This is a genomic window from Eubacterium sp. An11 (genome assembly GCF_002161065.1).
Lineage (GTDB): Bacteria > Bacillota > Clostridia > Lachnospirales > Lachnospiraceae > Anaerobutyricum > Anaerobutyricum faecale.
Map to the genome: position 1 here is coordinate 48,547 of NZ_NFLV01000018.1, position 17,167 is coordinate 65,713.

At 45.3% G+C, this 17,167-nt stretch carries 18 protein-coding genes, 7 tRNA genes and 1 rRNA gene; 4 read left to right on the forward strand and 22 right to left on the reverse strand.

All coding sequences use genetic code 11. The features are described from left to right. Window positions 1–42 precede the first annotated feature (42 nt). Complete coding sequence (nudC, locus tag B5E53_RS12905; RefSeq protein WP_162611912.1) at window positions 43–966, reverse strand: NAD(+) diphosphatase; 924 nt, start codon at window positions 964–966, stop codon at window positions 43–45. A 253-nt stretch (window positions 967–1,219) separates the two neighbouring features. On the opposite strand from nudC, the gene B5E53_RS12910 reads away from it, so the two are divergent. Both B5E53_RS12910 and B5E53_RS12915 read left to right on the forward strand, forming a co-directional pair. Beyond that, a complete protein-coding gene (locus B5E53_RS12910; protein ID WP_087315700.1) occupies window positions 1,220–2,182 on the forward strand; it encodes a glycosyltransferase family 2 protein in 963 nt (320 codons plus the stop codon). A 46-nt stretch (window positions 2,183–2,228) separates the two neighbouring features. Next, window positions 2,229–3,050, forward strand: a complete 822-nt coding sequence (locus tag B5E53_RS12915; protein ID WP_087315702.1) for a hypothetical protein — start codon at window positions 2,229–2,231, stop codon at window positions 3,048–3,050. Window positions 3,051–3,166: 116 nt separating this feature from the next. Here B5E53_RS12915 and B5E53_RS12920 read toward each other — a convergent pair whose 3' ends face one another. Further along, complete coding sequence (locus tag B5E53_RS12920; protein WP_087315704.1) at window positions 3,167–3,739, reverse strand: NUDIX domain-containing protein; 573 nt, start codon at window positions 3,737–3,739, stop codon at window positions 3,167–3,169. A gap of 430 nt (window positions 3,740–4,169) precedes the next feature. On the opposite strand from B5E53_RS12920, the gene B5E53_RS12925 reads away from it, so the two are divergent. Further along, on the forward strand, window positions 4,170–4,490 hold the full coding sequence (locus B5E53_RS12925) for a helix-turn-helix transcriptional regulator (RefSeq protein WP_087315706.1): 321 nt from the start codon (window positions 4,170–4,172) through the stop codon (window positions 4,488–4,490). A 16-nt stretch (window positions 4,491–4,506) separates the two neighbouring features. On the opposite strand, the gene B5E53_RS12930 is transcribed toward B5E53_RS12925, so the two are convergent. The 4 genes from B5E53_RS12930 to B5E53_RS12945 all read right to left on the reverse strand — a co-directional run bounded on the left by B5E53_RS12930 (window position 4,507) and on the right by B5E53_RS12945 (window position 6,993). After that, window positions 4,507–5,124, reverse strand: a complete 618-nt coding sequence (locus B5E53_RS12930; protein ID WP_087315708.1) for a hypothetical protein — start codon at window positions 5,122–5,124, stop codon at window positions 4,507–4,509. A gap of 77 nt (window positions 5,125–5,201) precedes the next feature. Then, window positions 5,202–5,729 (reverse strand): nucleoside recognition domain-containing protein, encoded by a 528-nt coding sequence (locus B5E53_RS12935; RefSeq protein WP_087315710.1) that lies wholly within the window; start codon window positions 5,727–5,729, stop codon window positions 5,202–5,204. Then, window positions 5,726–6,367: a nucleoside recognition domain-containing protein gene (locus tag B5E53_RS12940; protein WP_087315712.1), complete on the reverse strand. Its 642-nt coding sequence runs from the start codon at window positions 6,365–6,367 to the stop codon at window positions 5,726–5,728. The genes B5E53_RS12935 and B5E53_RS12940 overlap by 4 nt, the downstream gene beginning before the upstream one ends. A 167-nt stretch (window positions 6,368–6,534) precedes the next feature. Next, window positions 6,535–6,993, reverse strand: coding sequence for an Lrp/AsnC family transcriptional regulator (locus B5E53_RS12945; protein ID WP_087315714.1), 459 nt, complete (start codon window positions 6,991–6,993; stop codon window positions 6,535–6,537). Window positions 6,994–7,170: 177 nt separating this feature from the next. Here B5E53_RS12945 and B5E53_RS12950 point away from each other — a divergent pair, with 177 nt between their 5' ends. Next, window positions 7,171–8,517 carry an MATE family efflux transporter gene (locus B5E53_RS12950; protein WP_087315734.1) on the forward strand — a complete coding sequence of 449 codons (1,347 nt, stop codon included), beginning with the start codon at window positions 7,171–7,173 and terminating at the stop codon, window positions 8,515–8,517. 54 nt (window positions 8,518–8,571) lie between these two features. Here the strand turns inward: B5E53_RS12950 and B5E53_RS12955 are convergent, their stop codons facing one another. From B5E53_RS12955 to B5E53_RS13030, 16 genes are all read right to left on the reverse strand, one after another. After that, window positions 8,572–9,171 carry a cytidylate kinase-like family protein gene (locus B5E53_RS12955; protein ID WP_162611913.1) on the reverse strand — a complete coding sequence of 200 codons (600 nt, stop codon included), beginning with the start codon at window positions 9,169–9,171 and terminating at the stop codon, window positions 8,572–8,574. Between the two features lie 97 nt (window positions 9,172–9,268). Next, window positions 9,269–10,393: an alanine racemase gene (gene alr, locus B5E53_RS12960; protein WP_087315718.1), complete on the reverse strand. Its 1,125-nt coding sequence runs from the start codon at window positions 10,391–10,393 to the stop codon at window positions 9,269–9,271. A gap of 23 nt (window positions 10,394–10,416) precedes the next feature. Further along, window positions 10,417–11,259: a 16S rRNA (cytidine(1402)-2'-O)-methyltransferase gene (gene rsmI, locus B5E53_RS12965; RefSeq protein WP_087315720.1), complete on the reverse strand. Its 843-nt coding sequence runs from the start codon at window positions 11,257–11,259 to the stop codon at window positions 10,417–10,419. A 38-nt stretch (window positions 11,260–11,297) separates the two neighbouring features. Further along, window positions 11,298–12,119 carry a tRNA1(Val) (adenine(37)-N6)-methyltransferase gene (locus B5E53_RS12970; protein WP_343215650.1) on the reverse strand — a complete coding sequence of 274 codons (822 nt, stop codon included), beginning with the start codon at window positions 12,117–12,119 and terminating at the stop codon, window positions 11,298–11,300. Between the two features lie 53 nt (window positions 12,120–12,172). Next, window positions 12,173–13,075 (reverse strand): stage 0 sporulation family protein, encoded by a 903-nt coding sequence (locus B5E53_RS12975; RefSeq protein ID WP_087315722.1) that lies wholly within the window; start codon window positions 13,073–13,075, stop codon window positions 12,173–12,175. After that, window positions 13,072–14,112: a DNA polymerase III subunit delta' C-terminal domain-containing protein gene (locus tag B5E53_RS12980; RefSeq protein WP_087315724.1), complete on the reverse strand. Its 1,041-nt coding sequence runs from the start codon at window positions 14,110–14,112 to the stop codon at window positions 13,072–13,074. The genes B5E53_RS12975 and B5E53_RS12980 overlap by 4 nt, the downstream gene beginning before the upstream one ends. A 45-nt stretch (window positions 14,113–14,157) precedes the next feature. Next, on the reverse strand, window positions 14,158–14,811 hold the full coding sequence (gene tmk / locus B5E53_RS12985; protein ID WP_087315726.1) for a dTMP kinase: 654 nt from the start codon (window positions 14,809–14,811) through the stop codon (window positions 14,158–14,160). Window positions 14,812–14,833: 22 nt separating this feature from the next. After that, the gene (locus B5E53_RS12990; protein WP_087315728.1) at window positions 14,834–16,273 is read right to left on the reverse strand and encodes an aminotransferase class I/II-fold pyridoxal phosphate-dependent enzyme; all 1,440 of its coding nucleotides are present in this window, start codon (window positions 16,271–16,273) and stop codon (window positions 14,834–14,836) included. Window positions 16,274–16,368: 95 nt separating this feature from the next. Further along, window positions 16,369–16,441 (reverse strand) — tRNA-Lys (locus B5E53_RS12995). Window positions 16,442–16,444: 3 nt separating this feature from the next. Then, a tRNA-Phe gene (locus B5E53_RS13000) sits at window positions 16,445–16,517 on the reverse strand. Window positions 16,518–16,523: 6 nt separating this feature from the next. Further along, a tRNA-Met gene (locus B5E53_RS13005) sits at window positions 16,524–16,597 on the reverse strand. Between the two features lie 34 nt (window positions 16,598–16,631). After that, window positions 16,632–16,713 (reverse strand) — tRNA-Tyr (locus tag B5E53_RS13010). A gap of 26 nt (window positions 16,714–16,739) precedes the next feature. After that, window positions 16,740–16,812 (reverse strand) — tRNA-Thr (locus B5E53_RS13015). Window positions 16,813–16,816: 4 nt separating this feature from the next. Continuing rightward, window positions 16,817–16,889 (reverse strand) — tRNA-Val (locus tag B5E53_RS13020). 37 nt (window positions 16,890–16,926) lie between these two features. Continuing rightward, window positions 16,927–17,000 (reverse strand) — tRNA-Asp (locus tag B5E53_RS13025). Window positions 17,001–17,050: 50 nt separating this feature from the next. Then, window positions 17,051–17,167, reverse strand: a 23S ribosomal RNA gene (locus B5E53_RS13030); the annotation flags it as partial.

Consider the following 17,167-nt stretch of genomic DNA (forward strand, 5'->3'; position numbering starts at 1 on the left):
ACGTCTCGGATTCTTTAGTACCCGTCTGAACAATGCATGTCTTTAATAATCAATCTTATAATTATCTATATTTTCATTCAAATACGCCGGAAAATGTTCCGGATGTTTATGAAAATATGCGATCATCTCTGCTGTGAGGCTGACGCCGCTGGTGGAATAACAGCCTTCCAGATCCTCCCGCCTTACCCATCTGGCGTCAGATAATTCACTCTTGTCTATATGTATATGCGCATCACCGTCTAATCTTGCAAAAAAACCTGCTAAAACCGACTGGGATGCCGCCCATGGCTGACTTTTATAATAAACCAGATGGCTGATGGAAAGTCCTGTCTCCTCCATCACCTCTCTCCTGACTGTCTCTTCCAGAGTCTCCCCCGGTTCACTGTAACCGGATACCAGAGAAAAATATCCGGATGACGGAGATCGTTTTGTGAGAAGGATCCTGTCTTCCTCATAAATCCCCACGATGATAGCCGGATCCATCCTTGGATAGATCACATTTCCGCAGATCGGACATACCATGGCCCGCTCTTTCTTTCCATGCCGGAGACGGATACCGCAGGCGCCGCAAAACTTCGTCTTCTCATACCAGCAATACAGATGCCATGCAGTAATCATGGCAAAATTGACGGCTCTTCCTTCCTCATCCTTTTCCCGGAACATATCAATATCCCGTTTCTCTGCCAGATAGGCAGACGCCAGATATTTAGCCGGAAGAAGAAATAACTTCTTTCCGTCCAGAGAAAGAAGATAGACGGCATCCTTCACATATCTCTCCATGGCTTCCTTTCTGTATTCCACCGGAAGAATATCTTCGCAGGTGAGAAACGAGGAGGGCATTCCCTTCTTTCGTTTTCTCATGTAAACGTTCCTGCCCTGAAAAGCGATGATACAGTCAGATTCTCTTAAAGCTGCTTTTTCGTTATAAACAATATCTATTCTGTGTTCTCCGATGTCCTGTATCATGAAACTCCTTCTTTCATGTGCTGTCTTCATTCCTTCTAAATCACATTTTCATAGTATAATCCTTTTTTATATTCTATACAACCCGTGAAGATTAACAATCTATGAAACTTTTGTTACATTTCCGTGTTATCTCATTTTGTATTTCAACAATTGACAGAGAATGTTATAATAAGTTTCATACATGAAATCACAAAAATATTATAATATGTATATTATATGGACAACATATGGCAGATAAAGGAAGATATAACTTATGGACCAATTACTATCCGTCATCATCCCTTCTTTTAATGAGGAGGGCATGATACCAAAAACTTCAAAGACTATATCGGGACTTCTGGAAGAGGCCGAAATCTCTTACGAGCTGATTTTTGTCAACGACGGTTCCACAGATACTACCTGGGAAAAGATCCGCCAGGAAGCTTCCGGCAATTCCTGTGTAAAAGGCGTCAATTTTTCCAGAAATTTTGGAAAGGAATCCGCCATATACGCCGGCCTGTTTTACGCCTCCGGAGACTGCTGCGTGGTCATCGACTGCGATCTGCAGCATCCCCCTGAAAAGATCATAGAAATGTACCATCTCTGGGAGAAGGGATATGAGATTGTGGAGGGTGTCAAACATTCCCGGGGAGAAAAAGAGAGTCCCGCTCATTTTTTTGCCGCCCGCTGCTTTTATAAAATCATCAGCCGTCTCACGGATATCGATATGACCCGGGCGTCGGATTTCAAACTGCTGGACCGGAAAGCCGTCAACGCCCTGCTGAATATTCGGGAGAAAAATGCATTTTTCCGCGCGCTTTCTTCCTGGATCGGTTTTAAGACCACCAGCGTCGAATTTGATGTGAGAGAAAGAGAAATCGGGGAGACCAAATGGTCCACCTGGTCGCTGATCAAGTACGCCGTCTCCAACATTTCTTCTTTTTCCGCGGCGCCCATGCAGATCGTCTCCCTGCTCGGCTCCGTCATGCTGCTGATTTCTCTGATCCTGGGCGGAATCGCTCTCTATCAGAAAATCATCGGAACCGCCCTGGAAGGTTTTACCACTGTGATCATCATCAATCTGTTCACCGGCAGCATCATCATGCTGAGCCTCGGTATCATCGGTTATTATATTTCAAAGATTTATGATGAGATACAGGGAAGACCAAAATATATCGTCCGGGGCATCTGCGGTGACCTGAAAAATACACCTAAAGAACCAAAAGATGTTCTTTGAATGGTTTTTCTTCTGTGTTAGAATAATCATGAGGGAGATTACCATTATGATTATGAAAGAAATTCAGCGAATTGCCAATTCGTATTTCAATTATTTTAAATTAAAAGATGTGAACCTGCGGTTTATTCTGGCCGACGACATGTATGAATGTCAGAAAAAATACGGGTTCAGCGATGAAGATATCAAGACTCTGGACGAAGCCACTGCCCGCCAGAACTGGAAGCATGTGGCCGCCTGCATGAAGTATCCCCGTTCCATGGATGAACCGTTTTATCTTATCTTCAAGCGGCCGTACATAGAGCGGGTGGAAGACTGCGAGCTTTATCGTCTGGTTTTCCACGAGCTGACCCATATGTGCGATTACAAAGATTACGCCCGGCTGAACCACCTTTCCTCCTATGAGGAGCTGTTCAGTAATCCGGAGACCGTTCTTTTCCAGCACTGGTCAGAATATCACGCTGAGCGCAGAGGCTACGCCGCCTGGCTCAAGCACCGCTACGGCGTCCAGTTAAAATACAGCCCGGACAAGATCGGCATCATGGAGCGGGAGACCATGGATAATATCCGATATTACGGAGAGCACTACACCAACACAGCGGAGTACGGCTCCACCCGTCAGATTTATTTTACCATGCATCTTCTGGCCCGCATGAGCATCTGGATGCAGATCCTTCCATACCAGGTCAGCGATATTTTATCCAAAGAACCTTTTAATTACCGGGGTATCATCTGGATCAAGAAGCTCATGTATCTGTTCAGCAAATATCCGGAAATCGGACAGATGAACGACCACTTCATGGATATCGCGCATATTGTTGCCGAGAACATGTCGCTGACCAGAGAGGAACTATGGGAAGTTGTATCCTGACCAGTCTCCGGTGCATCTTACATAATTGTATATATTCGCATTATGAAACATACCAGCCTTCAAGAGTCAGATATCCATTCCGGCTCCTGAAGGTTTTTTGATGATAAAAACTCTCTTTAAGAATTCTCTTTAAAAATTTTTTTCCCATAATAATCTTTTATCATGTTAAGCTCCTCCTCAAACAGGCAGTATTGCGGACTCCTGCTCTTTACTTTTTCAAGACATTTCTCCAGGGACATCCACTTTACCGACTCCACCTCACTCTCCTGCAGACGAAGTTTCGTCACATCCACCGGTTTCTCATAGAGATACACGTGACTGATTTCATGATTCCGAAACGGCTTCCCGTAAAAAATCTCCTCACTGTACCCTTCATGAATCCCCAGAAAGAGCAGATCTTCTTCCGATGCCTCAATGCCAAGCTCCTCAGCAAGTTCCCGGATGGCTGATGGAAGATACTCCTGGCCGGCAGGAAGATGACCGGCAGAAGAAATATCATAACATCCCGGATAGGCGTCTTTATGGGCGCTTCTTTTCTGGAGGAGAACCTCACACTGTCCTTCTTCATTCCGGCGGGCGATCCACACGTGGGAAGTCCCATGAATGTCCCCGTCTTCATGTACCTTCTCTCTGGCTTTCACCTGTCCGGTCCGTCTGCCATCTTTTGTTCTGATATCAAGATATTCCATTTGTATTCCTCCTTTTTGTCTTGTCCTGCAAAAACAATACTACAATACATGTAATAATTTATACAATAAATGTAATTTATCGTTGCTTTTATTATCTAAATCTTATACAAACAAAAAAATGTCAAAAAAATTTCTTATATTTACCGAAAAATAGCATAAAATCTCCCTAATATTTACTATCCAAAAACAACATCTTTTGTTATAATAATTATAATACAAATATCAGGGAGGTAATATATATGCGCATGACCTTAAACAGAATGACTCTTGAACACATCACTCTTGAACATATCGGATTTGTTCACCACGGATTTGGTGTTGAATTACCAGTTTATCTTCTGTAATTGAGCAAAGAGTTTGCCAGAGGGCAAACTCTTTGTCCATGCACAGCTTTTTCCATTTACCATTAAGAAGGGACGATGGTGATACTATGAATAAAGATTTAGGAAAAAAAGTCAAAGAGCTTCGAATCGCTAACCATCTGACACAGGATCAGGTAGCAAAAGCTCTTGGTGTAACTCCGGGTTACATCAGTAATGTAGAGAACAACCGAAGCCTTATGACACTGAGAATGCTGACTTATTACGCTCAGCTCACCGGCATGTCTCTGGACTATCTCGCCGGTACCATCGATGAGGATTATAAAGAGACTTCTCTGGACAGAGAGCTTTTATATCTCATCCGGGATTTCTCTCCTGAAAAGAAGGAGAAATTAATTCAGTTAGTACAGTTACTGGAAGATTATAAGTAAGTAATTTATACATCGACTATCTGATTTCTTTGATGGCTGCCATACCGCCACGGCGGTACATGCCGGTGGCCCATAATCGCTGAAAATCAGCTTCCTGCTCTTCGCCATAGGTATGATATTTTAAAATACTTCTTTCGTTTTTTACATCATAGCCAGTGATCATAAACCAGTGCCAGTTCAAATCTTTAAAACTTTTATCCCTATGACGGAGCAGTAGAAAAGGAACCGGAAGGTTCTTTTTCAATGCATTTTTTACAAATATTTCCGCCTCTTCAAAGGATTTCTCCCCCGGGCACACATCAAACGTTACATCATATCCCCTGTCATTTAAATACTTTCCATATCCGTCCGTAAAAAGGGAAAGCTTTGCCACGCCTCCCATTCTTGGATGAATGTACGGCTTCATCACCATGGAAAAGTCCACATACTGCTTTCTCGTCATGTGCTCCGGATCATAAGGACAGCAATCCGCCAGTCCCAGATTCTTAGAAAGACAGATGGACAGATCACAGGCGGCCAGCGCCGCGCATCCTCCCAGGTACATCCAGAAATCCGTACACCAGTCCTGATTGCCTCCCGGAGTGCCCTCTATATTAAAATAGTCAATGATTATGGATTGTTTATTCTCTATCATGGTCCTTCTTCTTTTCTGTAAGATATTATTAGACTATACTACACTGTTCTTTTTTTTGCAACGCCCGCATGATTTCCTCACAGGATCATCCCGGTGATTACCACGCTGGCGATGGTCCCTGCTATAGTGGCAAACATAGCTCCCGGCAGAGTCCATCTGGTTTTGGTCACTTTCACGCTCATATAATAGATCGTCATGGTATAGATCACCGTTTCCGTACAGCTCATCATAATGGATACCATGGTGCCGATACTGGAATCCGGACCATATTCTTTAAAAATGTCCAGCACAAAACTGGTGGCCGCCGATGAAGAAAAAATACGGACGAGGAAGACCGGAAGCACCGCCGCAGGAATGCGGAGCAGCCTTCCCACCGGTTCCAGAAGCCCAGATACAAAATCAAGGGCGCCGGACACCCGGAAAATTCCAATAGAGACCAGCAGAGCTACCATGGTAGGAGCAATTTTTATGACAATCTTGAACCCTTCCTTCACCCCGGACAGAAAGTCCTCATATACATCTGTTTTATTGAAAAAGCCGTAAATCACTATATAAAACATGATAAAAGGTACGATAAAATCAGAAAAATAGAGGAAACCTCTCATGGGCGTCTCCTCCTTTTCTTTCTAAGCGTTTCCATCCCTTTAATAAACAAAATACCTGCCAGCGTCGATATGGCTGTGGAAACGATGGAGGGAAGCACAATGGAAGCCGGCTCCACCGATCCGTACTGGCTCCTGTAGGCAATCATATTGATGGGAATCAGCTGCAGCGACGAGATATTTAACACCAGAAAGGCGCACATCATATCCGAAGCCCGACCTCCCCCGGTATCCGGCGGCCTTTTTCTGCCTGACGGCACATTCTCTGTTCTGCTGTCCAATGCTTTCAATTCCTGCATAGCCTTCAGTCCCGCCGGCGTTGCGGCCCATCCAAGTCCAAGCATATTGGCTGCCATATTTGCCGCGATGTACTCGCTGGCTTTATGACCAGAAGGAATATCCGGAAACAGCCAGTGGATAAACGGATACATCACACGGGCAATTTTTCTCATCAGACCGCTTTTCACCGCAATTTCCATCATGCCGTTCCAGACGCCGATGACGCCCAGCATAAAAATGCAGAGATTTACCGCTTCTGTGGCCGAATCAATAAAAGACTCCGTCACCTCTCCCATGGTTCCCTGAAAGGAGGCAAAAAGAATCCCTCCTGCCATCATCACGACCCATAAAATGTTCAGCATCTTTTTACCAGTCTTCTTTTTGTTCCATTATATGGACGATGCCACCAAAAAATGTACTGCATTTTCCTTATGCTTTTAGGAAATTCCATACTTCCACTGATGTATTCTCCATGGGATATATTTCCGCTGTCAGCTGCAGCCGAAGCGCAGATACAGTCATATCCCCGCTACAGCCGAAGTCCCTTGATATCTTTGATCCTTGACAAAATCATATTACAGCTGCACTCTGTCACTCCCGGCAATTTATCAATGGTCTGTGAAACCAGCGCTTCCATCTCCTCGTGGGATGAGGCCACCGCATGGACATGGAGACGGCTTTTGCCCGTCACCCGGTAAATCTGAGTGATGGTGTCATTTTTTTTGAGAACTTCCGCTGCCTCCATCAAAGCCTCCGGTTTTGTCTCTATTTCAAAGTAGCAGGATACCGCTCCGCTTATCTTCTGCGGATTGATGATGGTGGTATACTCCTCAATAATTCCTTTATCCTCCAGAGCCTGTACCCGCATTTTCACAGCCACCCGGGATATCCCGATCTGCTGTCCGATCTCTGAATAAGACATGCGGGCATTTTTGATCAACAGCTGGACAATCTTCTGATCCAATTCATCCAGACCATCCAAAAACATGTTCTCTCACCTCCTGCTTCTCGCTTTATTTCTGGTTATTATACGATATCCGCACAGTATAAGTCAATCCGGTGCAAACATAACGCAATTATCTATTTGACTTTTATACATTGCAATACTATAATTAATTACGATTGTTAATTAATTAATTTCGAAAAGAAAGCACTGGTGATTATCATGGAAAATGAACTGACACATGGACCTGTCATGAAGACCATGCTGCGTTTTGCCATCCCCATGATTTTAGGGGATCTTTTGCAGCAATGTTACAATATTGCCGACACGCTGATCGTGGGACGCTTTCTGGGAGAGGAAGCTCTGGCCGCCGTCGGCTCTGCTTTCTCCCTCATGACGTTTCTCACATCCATCATTCTCGGTCTCGCCATGGGAAGCGGAACGGTCTTTTCCATCCGTTTCGGAGAGAAAGACGACATCGGGTTAAAAGAAGGAATCCTTGCATCCTTCTGTCTTCTGGGTATCGTCACCATCTTCTTAAATATCCTTATTTTTGCCGGCATTGACGGCATTATCTGGTTTCTCCGCACACCGGAAGAGCTGAAGGGTATGATGAAAGATTACCTTATGGTCATTTTTGCGGGAATGATCGGTATCTTTCTTTATAACTTTTTTGCTTCCCTGCTGCGTTCTCTGGGTAACTCCGTGATTCCTCTGATATTCCTGGCGGTATCCGCCGTCCTGAATATTATCCTGGATCTTTTCTTCGTGGCCGTCCTTCACCGGGGCGTGGCCGGAGCCGCCGAAGCCACGGTGATTTCCCAGTATGTATCCGGAATCGGAATCACCATCTACACCCGCATAAAGTTTCCGGAGTTTCTTCGCAGAGATGAAAATGTACGTCTCCGGTTCAGCAGGATCAAGGAGATTACCAGTTTTTCGGCTCTCACCTGCCTGCAGCAATCCATCATGAATCTGGGTATTCTGGCCGTGCAGGGGCTGGTCAACAGCTTTGGCACCACCATCATGGCTTCCTTTGCCGCTGCCGTAAAGATTGATGCCTTTGCCTATCTTCCGGTGCAGGATTTCGGCAACGCATTTTCCATTTTTGTGGCACAGAACTTCGGGGCCAAAAAAACAAAGCGTATCAAAAAAGGAATACGCACCGCTTTTTTGACCTCTGTTGCCTTCAGCGTGGCTGTTTCTCTCTGTGTATTTCTCTTTGCCGAACCTCTGATGTCACTGTTTATCGATGCAGGAGAGACAGCTGTCATCGCAGAAGGCGCCCGGTATCTCCGTATTGAAGGGTCCTTTTATTTCATGATCGGAATCCTCTTTCTCCTTTACGGCTTATACCGTGCTCTGGGAAGACCCGGCATGTCTGTGGTCCTGACCATCGTATCCCTGGGCATTCGTGTCGCCCTGGCCTATGCTCTGTCCGCCATTCCTGCCCTGGGCGTTGTGGGCATCTGGTGGTCTGTACCCATTGGCTGGTTCCTGGCCGACGCGTTGGGGATCGGATATTATCTCATTCGAAGGAAACAGCTTTTACTGACAGACAAATCTTAAAATATGAAAAATAGAAAAATCCGAAGACTTTTTCTCAGTCTTCGGATTTTCCTTTTATTCCTGTTTGCCCATGGCATACAGGAGAATCTTCGCACATTCATCCGTGGAGAGAATGGAAGTATTCAGCTCCAGATCATAATTTCCCCGGTCTCCCCAGTCTTTCTGGGTCCAGAATTTGAAATAATTCCTTCTTGCCTTATCTCTCTTATCTATCATTTTTCTGGCTTCCGCCTCTGAAACCTTTTCTGTCTCCACAATTCTCTGAATTCTCTTTTTCTCATCGGAGGAATAGATAAATACCCGGAGTACATTTGGATTGTTTTTGAGAATGTGTGTGGCGCATCGTCCGATAAATACGGAAGGGCCTTCTCTCTGCAGTCTCTGAATAGTTTCTCCTACCTCATATCCCATCTGATAAATCTTGGACTGATCATTGCCCTGGCTGTATCCCGCTGCCATGGAAATATTAAACAGCAGGCTTCCCGTCCATTTTTCATCATATGTATTTAATATATTGGCGGACTCTCCGTACCGTTCCGTCACTTTTTCCAGCAGATTGCCGTCATAATACGAGATTCCGGCAGCCTCAGCCACCTTCATTCCAACTTCTCTGCCTCCGCTTCCAAATTCTCTTTCTATTGCAAGTGATTTCATAGAACTTCCTTCCTTTCCTGTTAATATTATATGAGGTTTCATCACCGGCTGTCCGGGAGCAGACCGCATGCGCCGTGTACTTTCAGCCGATGGAAATCTATCCAAAATAAACTCTTTTTACCCTCTGGCCCACATCGCAGACAAATTCATAGTTAAAACTTCCGGATAAGTCCGCCATGTCCTCCACGGAGATTCTCTCCTCTCCGTCCTGGCCGATGAGAGTGACCACATCTTCTATTTTTACATCCGGAATATCCGTGATGTCCACCATGGTCTGGTCCATGCAGACTCTTCCCACAATCGGCGCTCTGTGTCCATGGATCAGCACCCATCCCTTATTGGAAAGGCTTCTTGGATAACCGTCCGCATAACCAATGGAGATGGTTGCGATCCGGCATGGATGGTCTGTCACATAAGTGGCCCCATAGCTGATTCCCCGGTTCATCTCCGGCTCCATGATATTGACCACATGCGTCCTCCAGGACATGGCAGGCTGCAGATCCAGGGTATCTTTATTCACTTCTTCAGACGGATACAAGCCATAAAGAATGATACCCGCCCGCACCATATCAAACCGGTGGTGGTCAAATTCCATGATTCCCGCACTGTTGCACAGATGTTTTACCGGGATGGCAATATGACTTTCTTCCAGCAGACTCACGAAATGATCATATCGTTCCATCTGCTCTTCTGTATAAGATTTATCTTCCATGTCCGCACAGGAAAAATGAGAAAACAGACCTGTGATCTCCAGTCCCGGCAGATTCCGAATCTCCTTTACCAAAGCAAGTCCCTTCTCATCCGGGGTAATGCCGATTCTGGTCATTCCCGTATCCAGAGCAATATGTATTTTTGCCGTTTTTCCGGCCCGGACAGCCTCTTCTGACATCTTTTCCGCCGTCTCCATGGAATAAATGGTCTGCTCCACATCGTACCGTAAATTCAGGCCGTACAGAGACGGGGAGGTGTATCCCAGTACAAGGATCGGCTTGTCGATCTCCGCCTCCCGAAGCTCCACCGCCTCCTCGATGGTCGCGACACCAAAGTAATCCGCTTCCTGGTCAATGTATTTGCCAATCTCCACGGCGCCGTGTCCGTAGCCGTCCGCCTTGATCACGGCCATCACTTTGATATCTTTTCCTGCTTTCTTCCTGATATTTAACATATTCTGGCGGATAGCCTTTAAGTCCACCTCACACCAGGTTCTCAAATATGGTTCCATTTTTCTGTGCTCTTCTTTCCTTTTTATTTATTTAATAATGCATTGTAAACGTCCCGTTTCGGGATTCCCCGGTCTTTTGCCACCAGCTTCATGGCCTCCTTCCGGTCTTTTCCCTCATCCAGGTACAACGCCATGTGTTCTTCGAGAGATAATTCCATCCATTTTTTCTGTTCTTCTTCTTTTAACTCCCGGCGGCTCTTTCCCTCAAAGACCAGAACATATTCACCCCGGGGTTCATTTTCTTCATAAAAAGCGATAACTTCATCGAGGGTACCCCTCAGCTTTTTCTCATATTTCTTTGTGAGCTCCTTGCACACCGTCATATTCCGGTTGCCCAGATATTTCCGGCATTCTTTTAAGGTCTTTTTGAGATGGTGAGGCGCCTCGTAGAGAATGATCGTCCTCGTCTCATTTTTAAGCGCATTTAAAATCTCCTCCCTTTCTTTTTTGTCATAGGGAAGAAATGCCTCGAAGGCAAAACGTCGGGTAGGCTGCCCGGACATGGTCAGCGCCGTGATGCAGGCACACGCTCCCGGAAGTGAAGTCACCGGAATGTTGGCGTCCAGACACTGGCGGACCAGCTCTTCGCCCGGATCGGATATTCCCGGCGTCCCGGCATCGGTAATCAGCGCCACATTGACGCCCTGTTTCATTTTTTCCACAAGAACCGCTGCCTTTTCAATTTTATTATATTCGTGATAGCTGGTGAGCTTTGTCTTAATCTCAAAATGATTCAGCAGCCGGATACTGTTTCTGGTATCCTCCGCCGCGATCAGATCCACCTCTTTTAAAGTCCGGAGCACCCGGAGCGTGATATCCTCCAGATTGCCGATGGGCGTCGCGCACAAAAACAAGGTTCCTGTCATGATTTTCCTCCAAATGTCATTTCTGTATCCTTTTCCACTTACACCCGGCCGCCGTATATGCTGTAGATTTCATTCATATAGGAGCCGTCCTTTTTGTAGATGATCAGCGGAGACTCCACAGTGATTCGCTGACGTCCGCCTTTTACTGCCTCGATGAGAACCATATTAGGTTCTTTATCCACGTAAGGATACACGAGACGCATCCGTTTGGGTTCCAGTTTATTTTCTTTCAGACAATAAAAAATCTCCGCCAGACGAAACGGACGGTGCACCATGATCAGATGGCCGGTTTCTTTCAGAAGCCATTTTGCCGCCAGCACCACATCCTCCAGAGAACAAAGTATCTCATGTCTCGCGATGGCCTTGCCATAATTTTTATTAGTCTGTCCGTGGTGGCCTGTCATATAAGGGGGATTGCAGGTGACATAATCAAAAGAACCCTGAGGATAATGTTCTTTTACTTCCCTCACATCTCCCTCAGTCATCATGATCCTGCCATCGAGACCGTTCATCGTTACGCTTCTTCTGGCCATATCCACACAGTCTTTCTGGTATTCCAGACCTTCGATATATGCTGCCTCGTATTTAGCTTCCAGAAGAATAGGAACGATCCCTGTACCGCTGCATAAATCCATCACCCGGCTGTCTTTTTTGATTCCGGCATAATCCGAGAGCAGAACGGCGTCCATGCCAAAGCAGAACTTATCCGGATTCTGTATGATCTTGAAACCGTTAATCTGAAGATCATCCACTCTCTCGTTGGGATTCAGAATTATGCGGCCGTTATCCGCCTGATCCATTTCTTTATTCCGTTGTAGTCTATCGCTGTCCGCCTTATTTTTCTCCTGATCCAGCCCCATTTATTATACCACCTGTTTTACTTTTCTCATACGAAAATATTTTAAGAAAATCATCACTGCAGCTTCGATTTTCTTTCTTTTTTCTCCAGTGCTTCCAGTCTCTTAAGCTCGTCATCCATCTTTACTTTTTCTTTTTTTCGTCTCGGACGAAAATGTAAATCTTCCACTTTGTACTCTGCGATCTCTTTTTCACCTTTCTCATTGGTGATCAGAACCTTCACGCGCTGTCTGAGCACGTTGACGCTCTGCACGGTTCCCTTGCCGCCTCCGACGATTTTTACTTCGCTTCCCACATCCGGAAGTTTACTGTTTAAGTATTCATAGGTTTCCTGCTCATTTTTCAGGCAGCACATGAGTCTGCCGCACACGCCGGAAATCTTTGTTGGATTCAGGGAAAGATTCTGTTCTTTTGCCATCTTAATGGACACCGGAATAAACTCCGATAAAAATGTATTGCAGCAAAGGTTGCGTCCGCAGATACCAATACCACCCATGATTTTGGTCTCGTCCCTCACGCCGATCTGCCTCAGTTCAATCCTCGTCTTAAATACAGAGGCCAGATCTTTTACCAGCTCCCGGAAGTCGATTCTTCCCTCCGCGGTAAAATAAAACAAAACCTTATTATTGTCAAAAGTATACTCGCAGTCTATGAGCTTCATCTCCAGACCGTGCTTTTTGATCTTCTCAAGACAGATACCAAAGGCTTCTTTGCTTTTTTCCTGATTCTTTCGATGAATCTTTTCATCTTCTTCCGTGGCAATACGAAGGACAGGTTTCAGCGTGGAAATGATCTTCTCTTCTTCCACCTCTCTGTCTCCCAGAACAACCCGTCCGTATTCCACTCCTCTGGCAGTCTCCACAATGACACTGTCACCTATTTTCACGCCCAGATTTCCGCCGGAAAAATAATAAATCTTCCCGTTATCCCGGAAACGGACTCCTATTACTTTTGTCATGTATTACCTCCATCATTACATTTATCTCTGATAAACATCAGTAAAACCTCCAGGGAGGCGTCATAATTCACATTGGCTCTGAGCCTTGCTCTCGTGTGTTCTATCTCAAGAAAAACCGCGTTGAGTGATTCAAAAGAAAGCTTCTGACTTTGTTTTTTGATATAAAGATATTCCTCTTTAAAAATTATCTCATTTTCTCCGCCGGCCAGCTTCATCACCAGCACATCCCGAAACCACATTAACAGGATATCCAGAAAATCACCCACCGATTCTTTCCATTTTTTCAGGTTCTTCACCTGTTCCGCCAGAGTGGAAGGCTCTGCCTCATGAATATATTGTAACACAGAAACAGAAAATTGTCGCAGCTCCAGGAATTCTTCCGACAGGGCGGCATTGACTGCCTTTCCCATATTTCCCATGGAGAATCCCACGCAGAACTGCGCAGTCTGGTCAGGCACATGAAGATGATTCACCAGATAATCTCTGATGGCCCCGTCCGGTACAGGCTTCATCGAAAGCAGAATACATCTGGACAGGATCGTCGGCAGGAACGCTCCCCGGTTGGTGGTGAGCAGCAGAATGATTCCATAAGACGGCGGTTCCTCAATGGTCTTTAAAATGGCGTTCTGGGCCGCAGGATTCATTTTCTCCGCCTCGTCCACGATATAAATCTTATAAGGCCCTTTGTAAGGCATCACATCCATGGTGCCCACAATCTGCTCCCGGACCTCTCCCACACTGATCACTCCCGGCTTCTCATGCGTCACCCAGATTACATCCGGATGATTCTTATGTTCTACCTGTATACAGGAGGCACAAGTGCCGCAGGCCTCTGTGAGATCTGTTCCTTCCTTCTCTCTCTGCGCCTGCCTTGTCTCACATTGAAGAATCTTTGCAAAAGCCGCTGCAATCATTTTTTTGCCGCTTCCCCTCTCTCCCTCAATGATATAGGCATGGGAAACTTTATTCTGTTGTAATGCTGTCCGGAAATGATCTTTCAGCACTTCATTCCCGAGAATATCCTTCAAATCTGGCACTGCTCTTCATCCTTCAACTTCATATTATCTAAACCAGTCCGTTTTTTAAACCGGTCCGTCTTTCTGCCGCTGATTCCGCATGGCTTCGATTCTTCTGTGAATCTCTTCCCGGATCTGCTGCTGAATCTGTTCTGCAGCAGCCGCCCCGTCAATATATATGACTTCTTTTCTTCCTGACAAAACTTCTCTGTATCCTCTGGACACCATGGCATGAAAATCTATACTTTCCTGTTCCATTCTGTCCAGTTTTTTCTGTACTTTTTTCCTCCGGATTCCTTCCTCCTCTGAGATATCGATAAAGAAAATGCAGTCCGGCTCATATTTTCCAATCCCCGGACGATTGACTGCGGCCACCGTGTCAGTTCCAAGTCCTCTGGCAATACCCTGATAGACGATGGAAGAATCCACAAAACGGTCACTGATAACGATTTTCCCTGCCTCAAGAGCCGGTCCGATAACCTCCGCCATGAGCTGCGCCCGGGAAGCCGCATAGAGAAGCATCTCTGTCACATCAGACATTTCCTTATATTCCGGATTCAATATAATCTTTCTCACTGCCTCCCCGATTGCCGTGCCTCCCGGCTCTCTGGTGATCAGACACTCGCAGCCGATCTTATCCAGATACTCTTTCAGAAGCGCAATCTGTGTTGATTTGCCGGAACCATCCGGTCCCTCCATCACGATGAATATTCCTTTCATTTGTATCCTCCTGATATTGTCCTTATCGCAGTACGATCATATGATCTCCGGATAAACCAAGTACATTATATCCATTATAAATGTAATATCTTAGATTTTCCACTGTTTCTTTCAGTATTTTTTCTCCTGGCACCAGCAGAGGGATTCCCGGCGGATACAACATCACATAATCACCGGAAATCCTTCCCTCCGCCTCATCAAGTATCACTTTTTCCTTTTCTTTTCTTTCGCATTGCCAGGACTCCAGCACCTTTTCATGCATCTTTTTCCCACAGGAAATGTACGACTGAACATTGTTTTCCCATTCCGGGCGCCTGCTTTCTGTCATCTGGATATCTATTTCTTCATCCAGTTCTTTTAAGGCATCAAATAAAGCATCATACATCTCTTCGCTGTCGCACACGGAAGTCATGGCAATACAATTGGAGCTGTCCGACATTTCCAGTTCTATATGATAATCCCGCAGTAAACGCTCAAATAAGGTAATTCCATTCCATCCGGTATTCTTCACAGAAAATACCAGTTTACTTCTGTCACAATCCCGGCATCTGAGATCTTCCCTGTCAATGACATGGATCCGACGCAGTTGTGCACATTTCTTCCGGAAATTCTGAAGGTTATCCACATACTGCTGTACAGCATCCACATTTTCTTTCATATATGCCACCGAATATTCTGCAGAAGCCATCAGTATGTAAGAGGGGCTGGAAGATTCATAAACCGAAAGCATATTACTTATAATTTCCGGGGAAATTCTGTCGCTGCACAGATGAAGAAGAGCTGTCTGGGTCATAGCCGGCAGCGTTTTATGGGTACTCTGGATGACCAGATCTGCTCCACATTCTGTGGCACTTTTCGGAAAGTATTCATGGAAGGGAAAATGTGCTCCATGAGCTTCATCCACAATAAAAAATACCTGGTAAGGTTCTATGGCCTTTCTCAGCTTTTCAATATCCATGACCACCCCCTCATAGGTTGGCGATGGAAGAATCACTGCTTTAATCTCTCTGTGAGCATTTAAAATTGCTCTGATTTCTTCTGTTTGATTTTCCTCTATCCCCTCAATGACATCATACTCATCAGAAATTTCAGGGTAAAAGTAATATGCATGGAGATGCAGCAGTCTTACCGCATTATACACAGATTTATGACAATTCCGGCTGAGCAAGATACCATCCCCCACATCACAACAGGCAGAAATCGCTGCCAGAATTCCCACTGTACTGCCATTGACCAGATACCAGGATTCCCTGGTACCATATATCTCTCTTAAATGATCCATGGACTCCCGGATGATTCCTTCCGGATGATGAAGATTATCATAATCTGTGATTTCCGTGATATCCATTTTTTCTATTTCTTTAAAAACACCACTTCCCCTTCGTTTGTGCCCCGGCATATGAAAGGGAATTCTCTTTTCATTTTTCAGTTTTAACAATTTACTATAAATGGGAGTATTCATTTTACAGATTCCTTCTATGATTCCTGATTATATTAAAAGAGTGATTTTATTTATATAAAAGAAAAAACCGTTGAATTTCTTCAACGGTTTTAACATGAGACATCGGGGATTCGAACCCCGGACAACTTGATTAAAAGTCAAGTGCTCTACCAACTGAGCTAATATCCCATATGCCCAGAACCGGAATCGAACCAGTGACACGAGGATTTTCAGTCCTCTGCTCTACCAACTGAGCTATCTGGGCATAAAATTGCGGGGGAAGGATTTGAACCAACGACCTCCGGGTTATGAGCCCGACGAGCTACCAGACTGCTCTACCCCGCGATATTAAATTAATTAGATATTTAAAATATCTGAATGGGCGGAGGTGGATTCGAACCACCGAAGCAATTTGCAGCAGATTTACAGTCTGTCCCCTTTGGCCACTCGGGAATCCACCCATATTCTATTATAAAATATAATAGACAGCCGATGAACGGACTCGAACCGTTAACCTGCTGATTACAAATCAGCTGCTCTGCCAATTGAGCCACATCGGCAAAATGGGACCTATAGGGCTCGAACCTATGACCCTCTGCTTGTAAGGCAGATGCTCTCCCAGCTGAGCTAAGATCCCACATTATGAAATAAATATCCTTTATGATAAGGATAAGCGACCCGAATGGGATTCGAACCCACGACCTCCGCCGTGACAGGGCGGCGCTCTAACCAGCTGAGCCATCGGGCCATCTCAGGATGTACTCCTGAAAACTGCACACAGTTATCAGATTTCTTTTTGAGGTCAAGCTTTCGACCGATTAGTAGCAGTCAGCTCCATACATCGCTGTACTTCCACCCCTGCCCTATCTACCTCATCGTCTCTAAGGGGTCTCTCACATTTCTGCTAGGAGATCT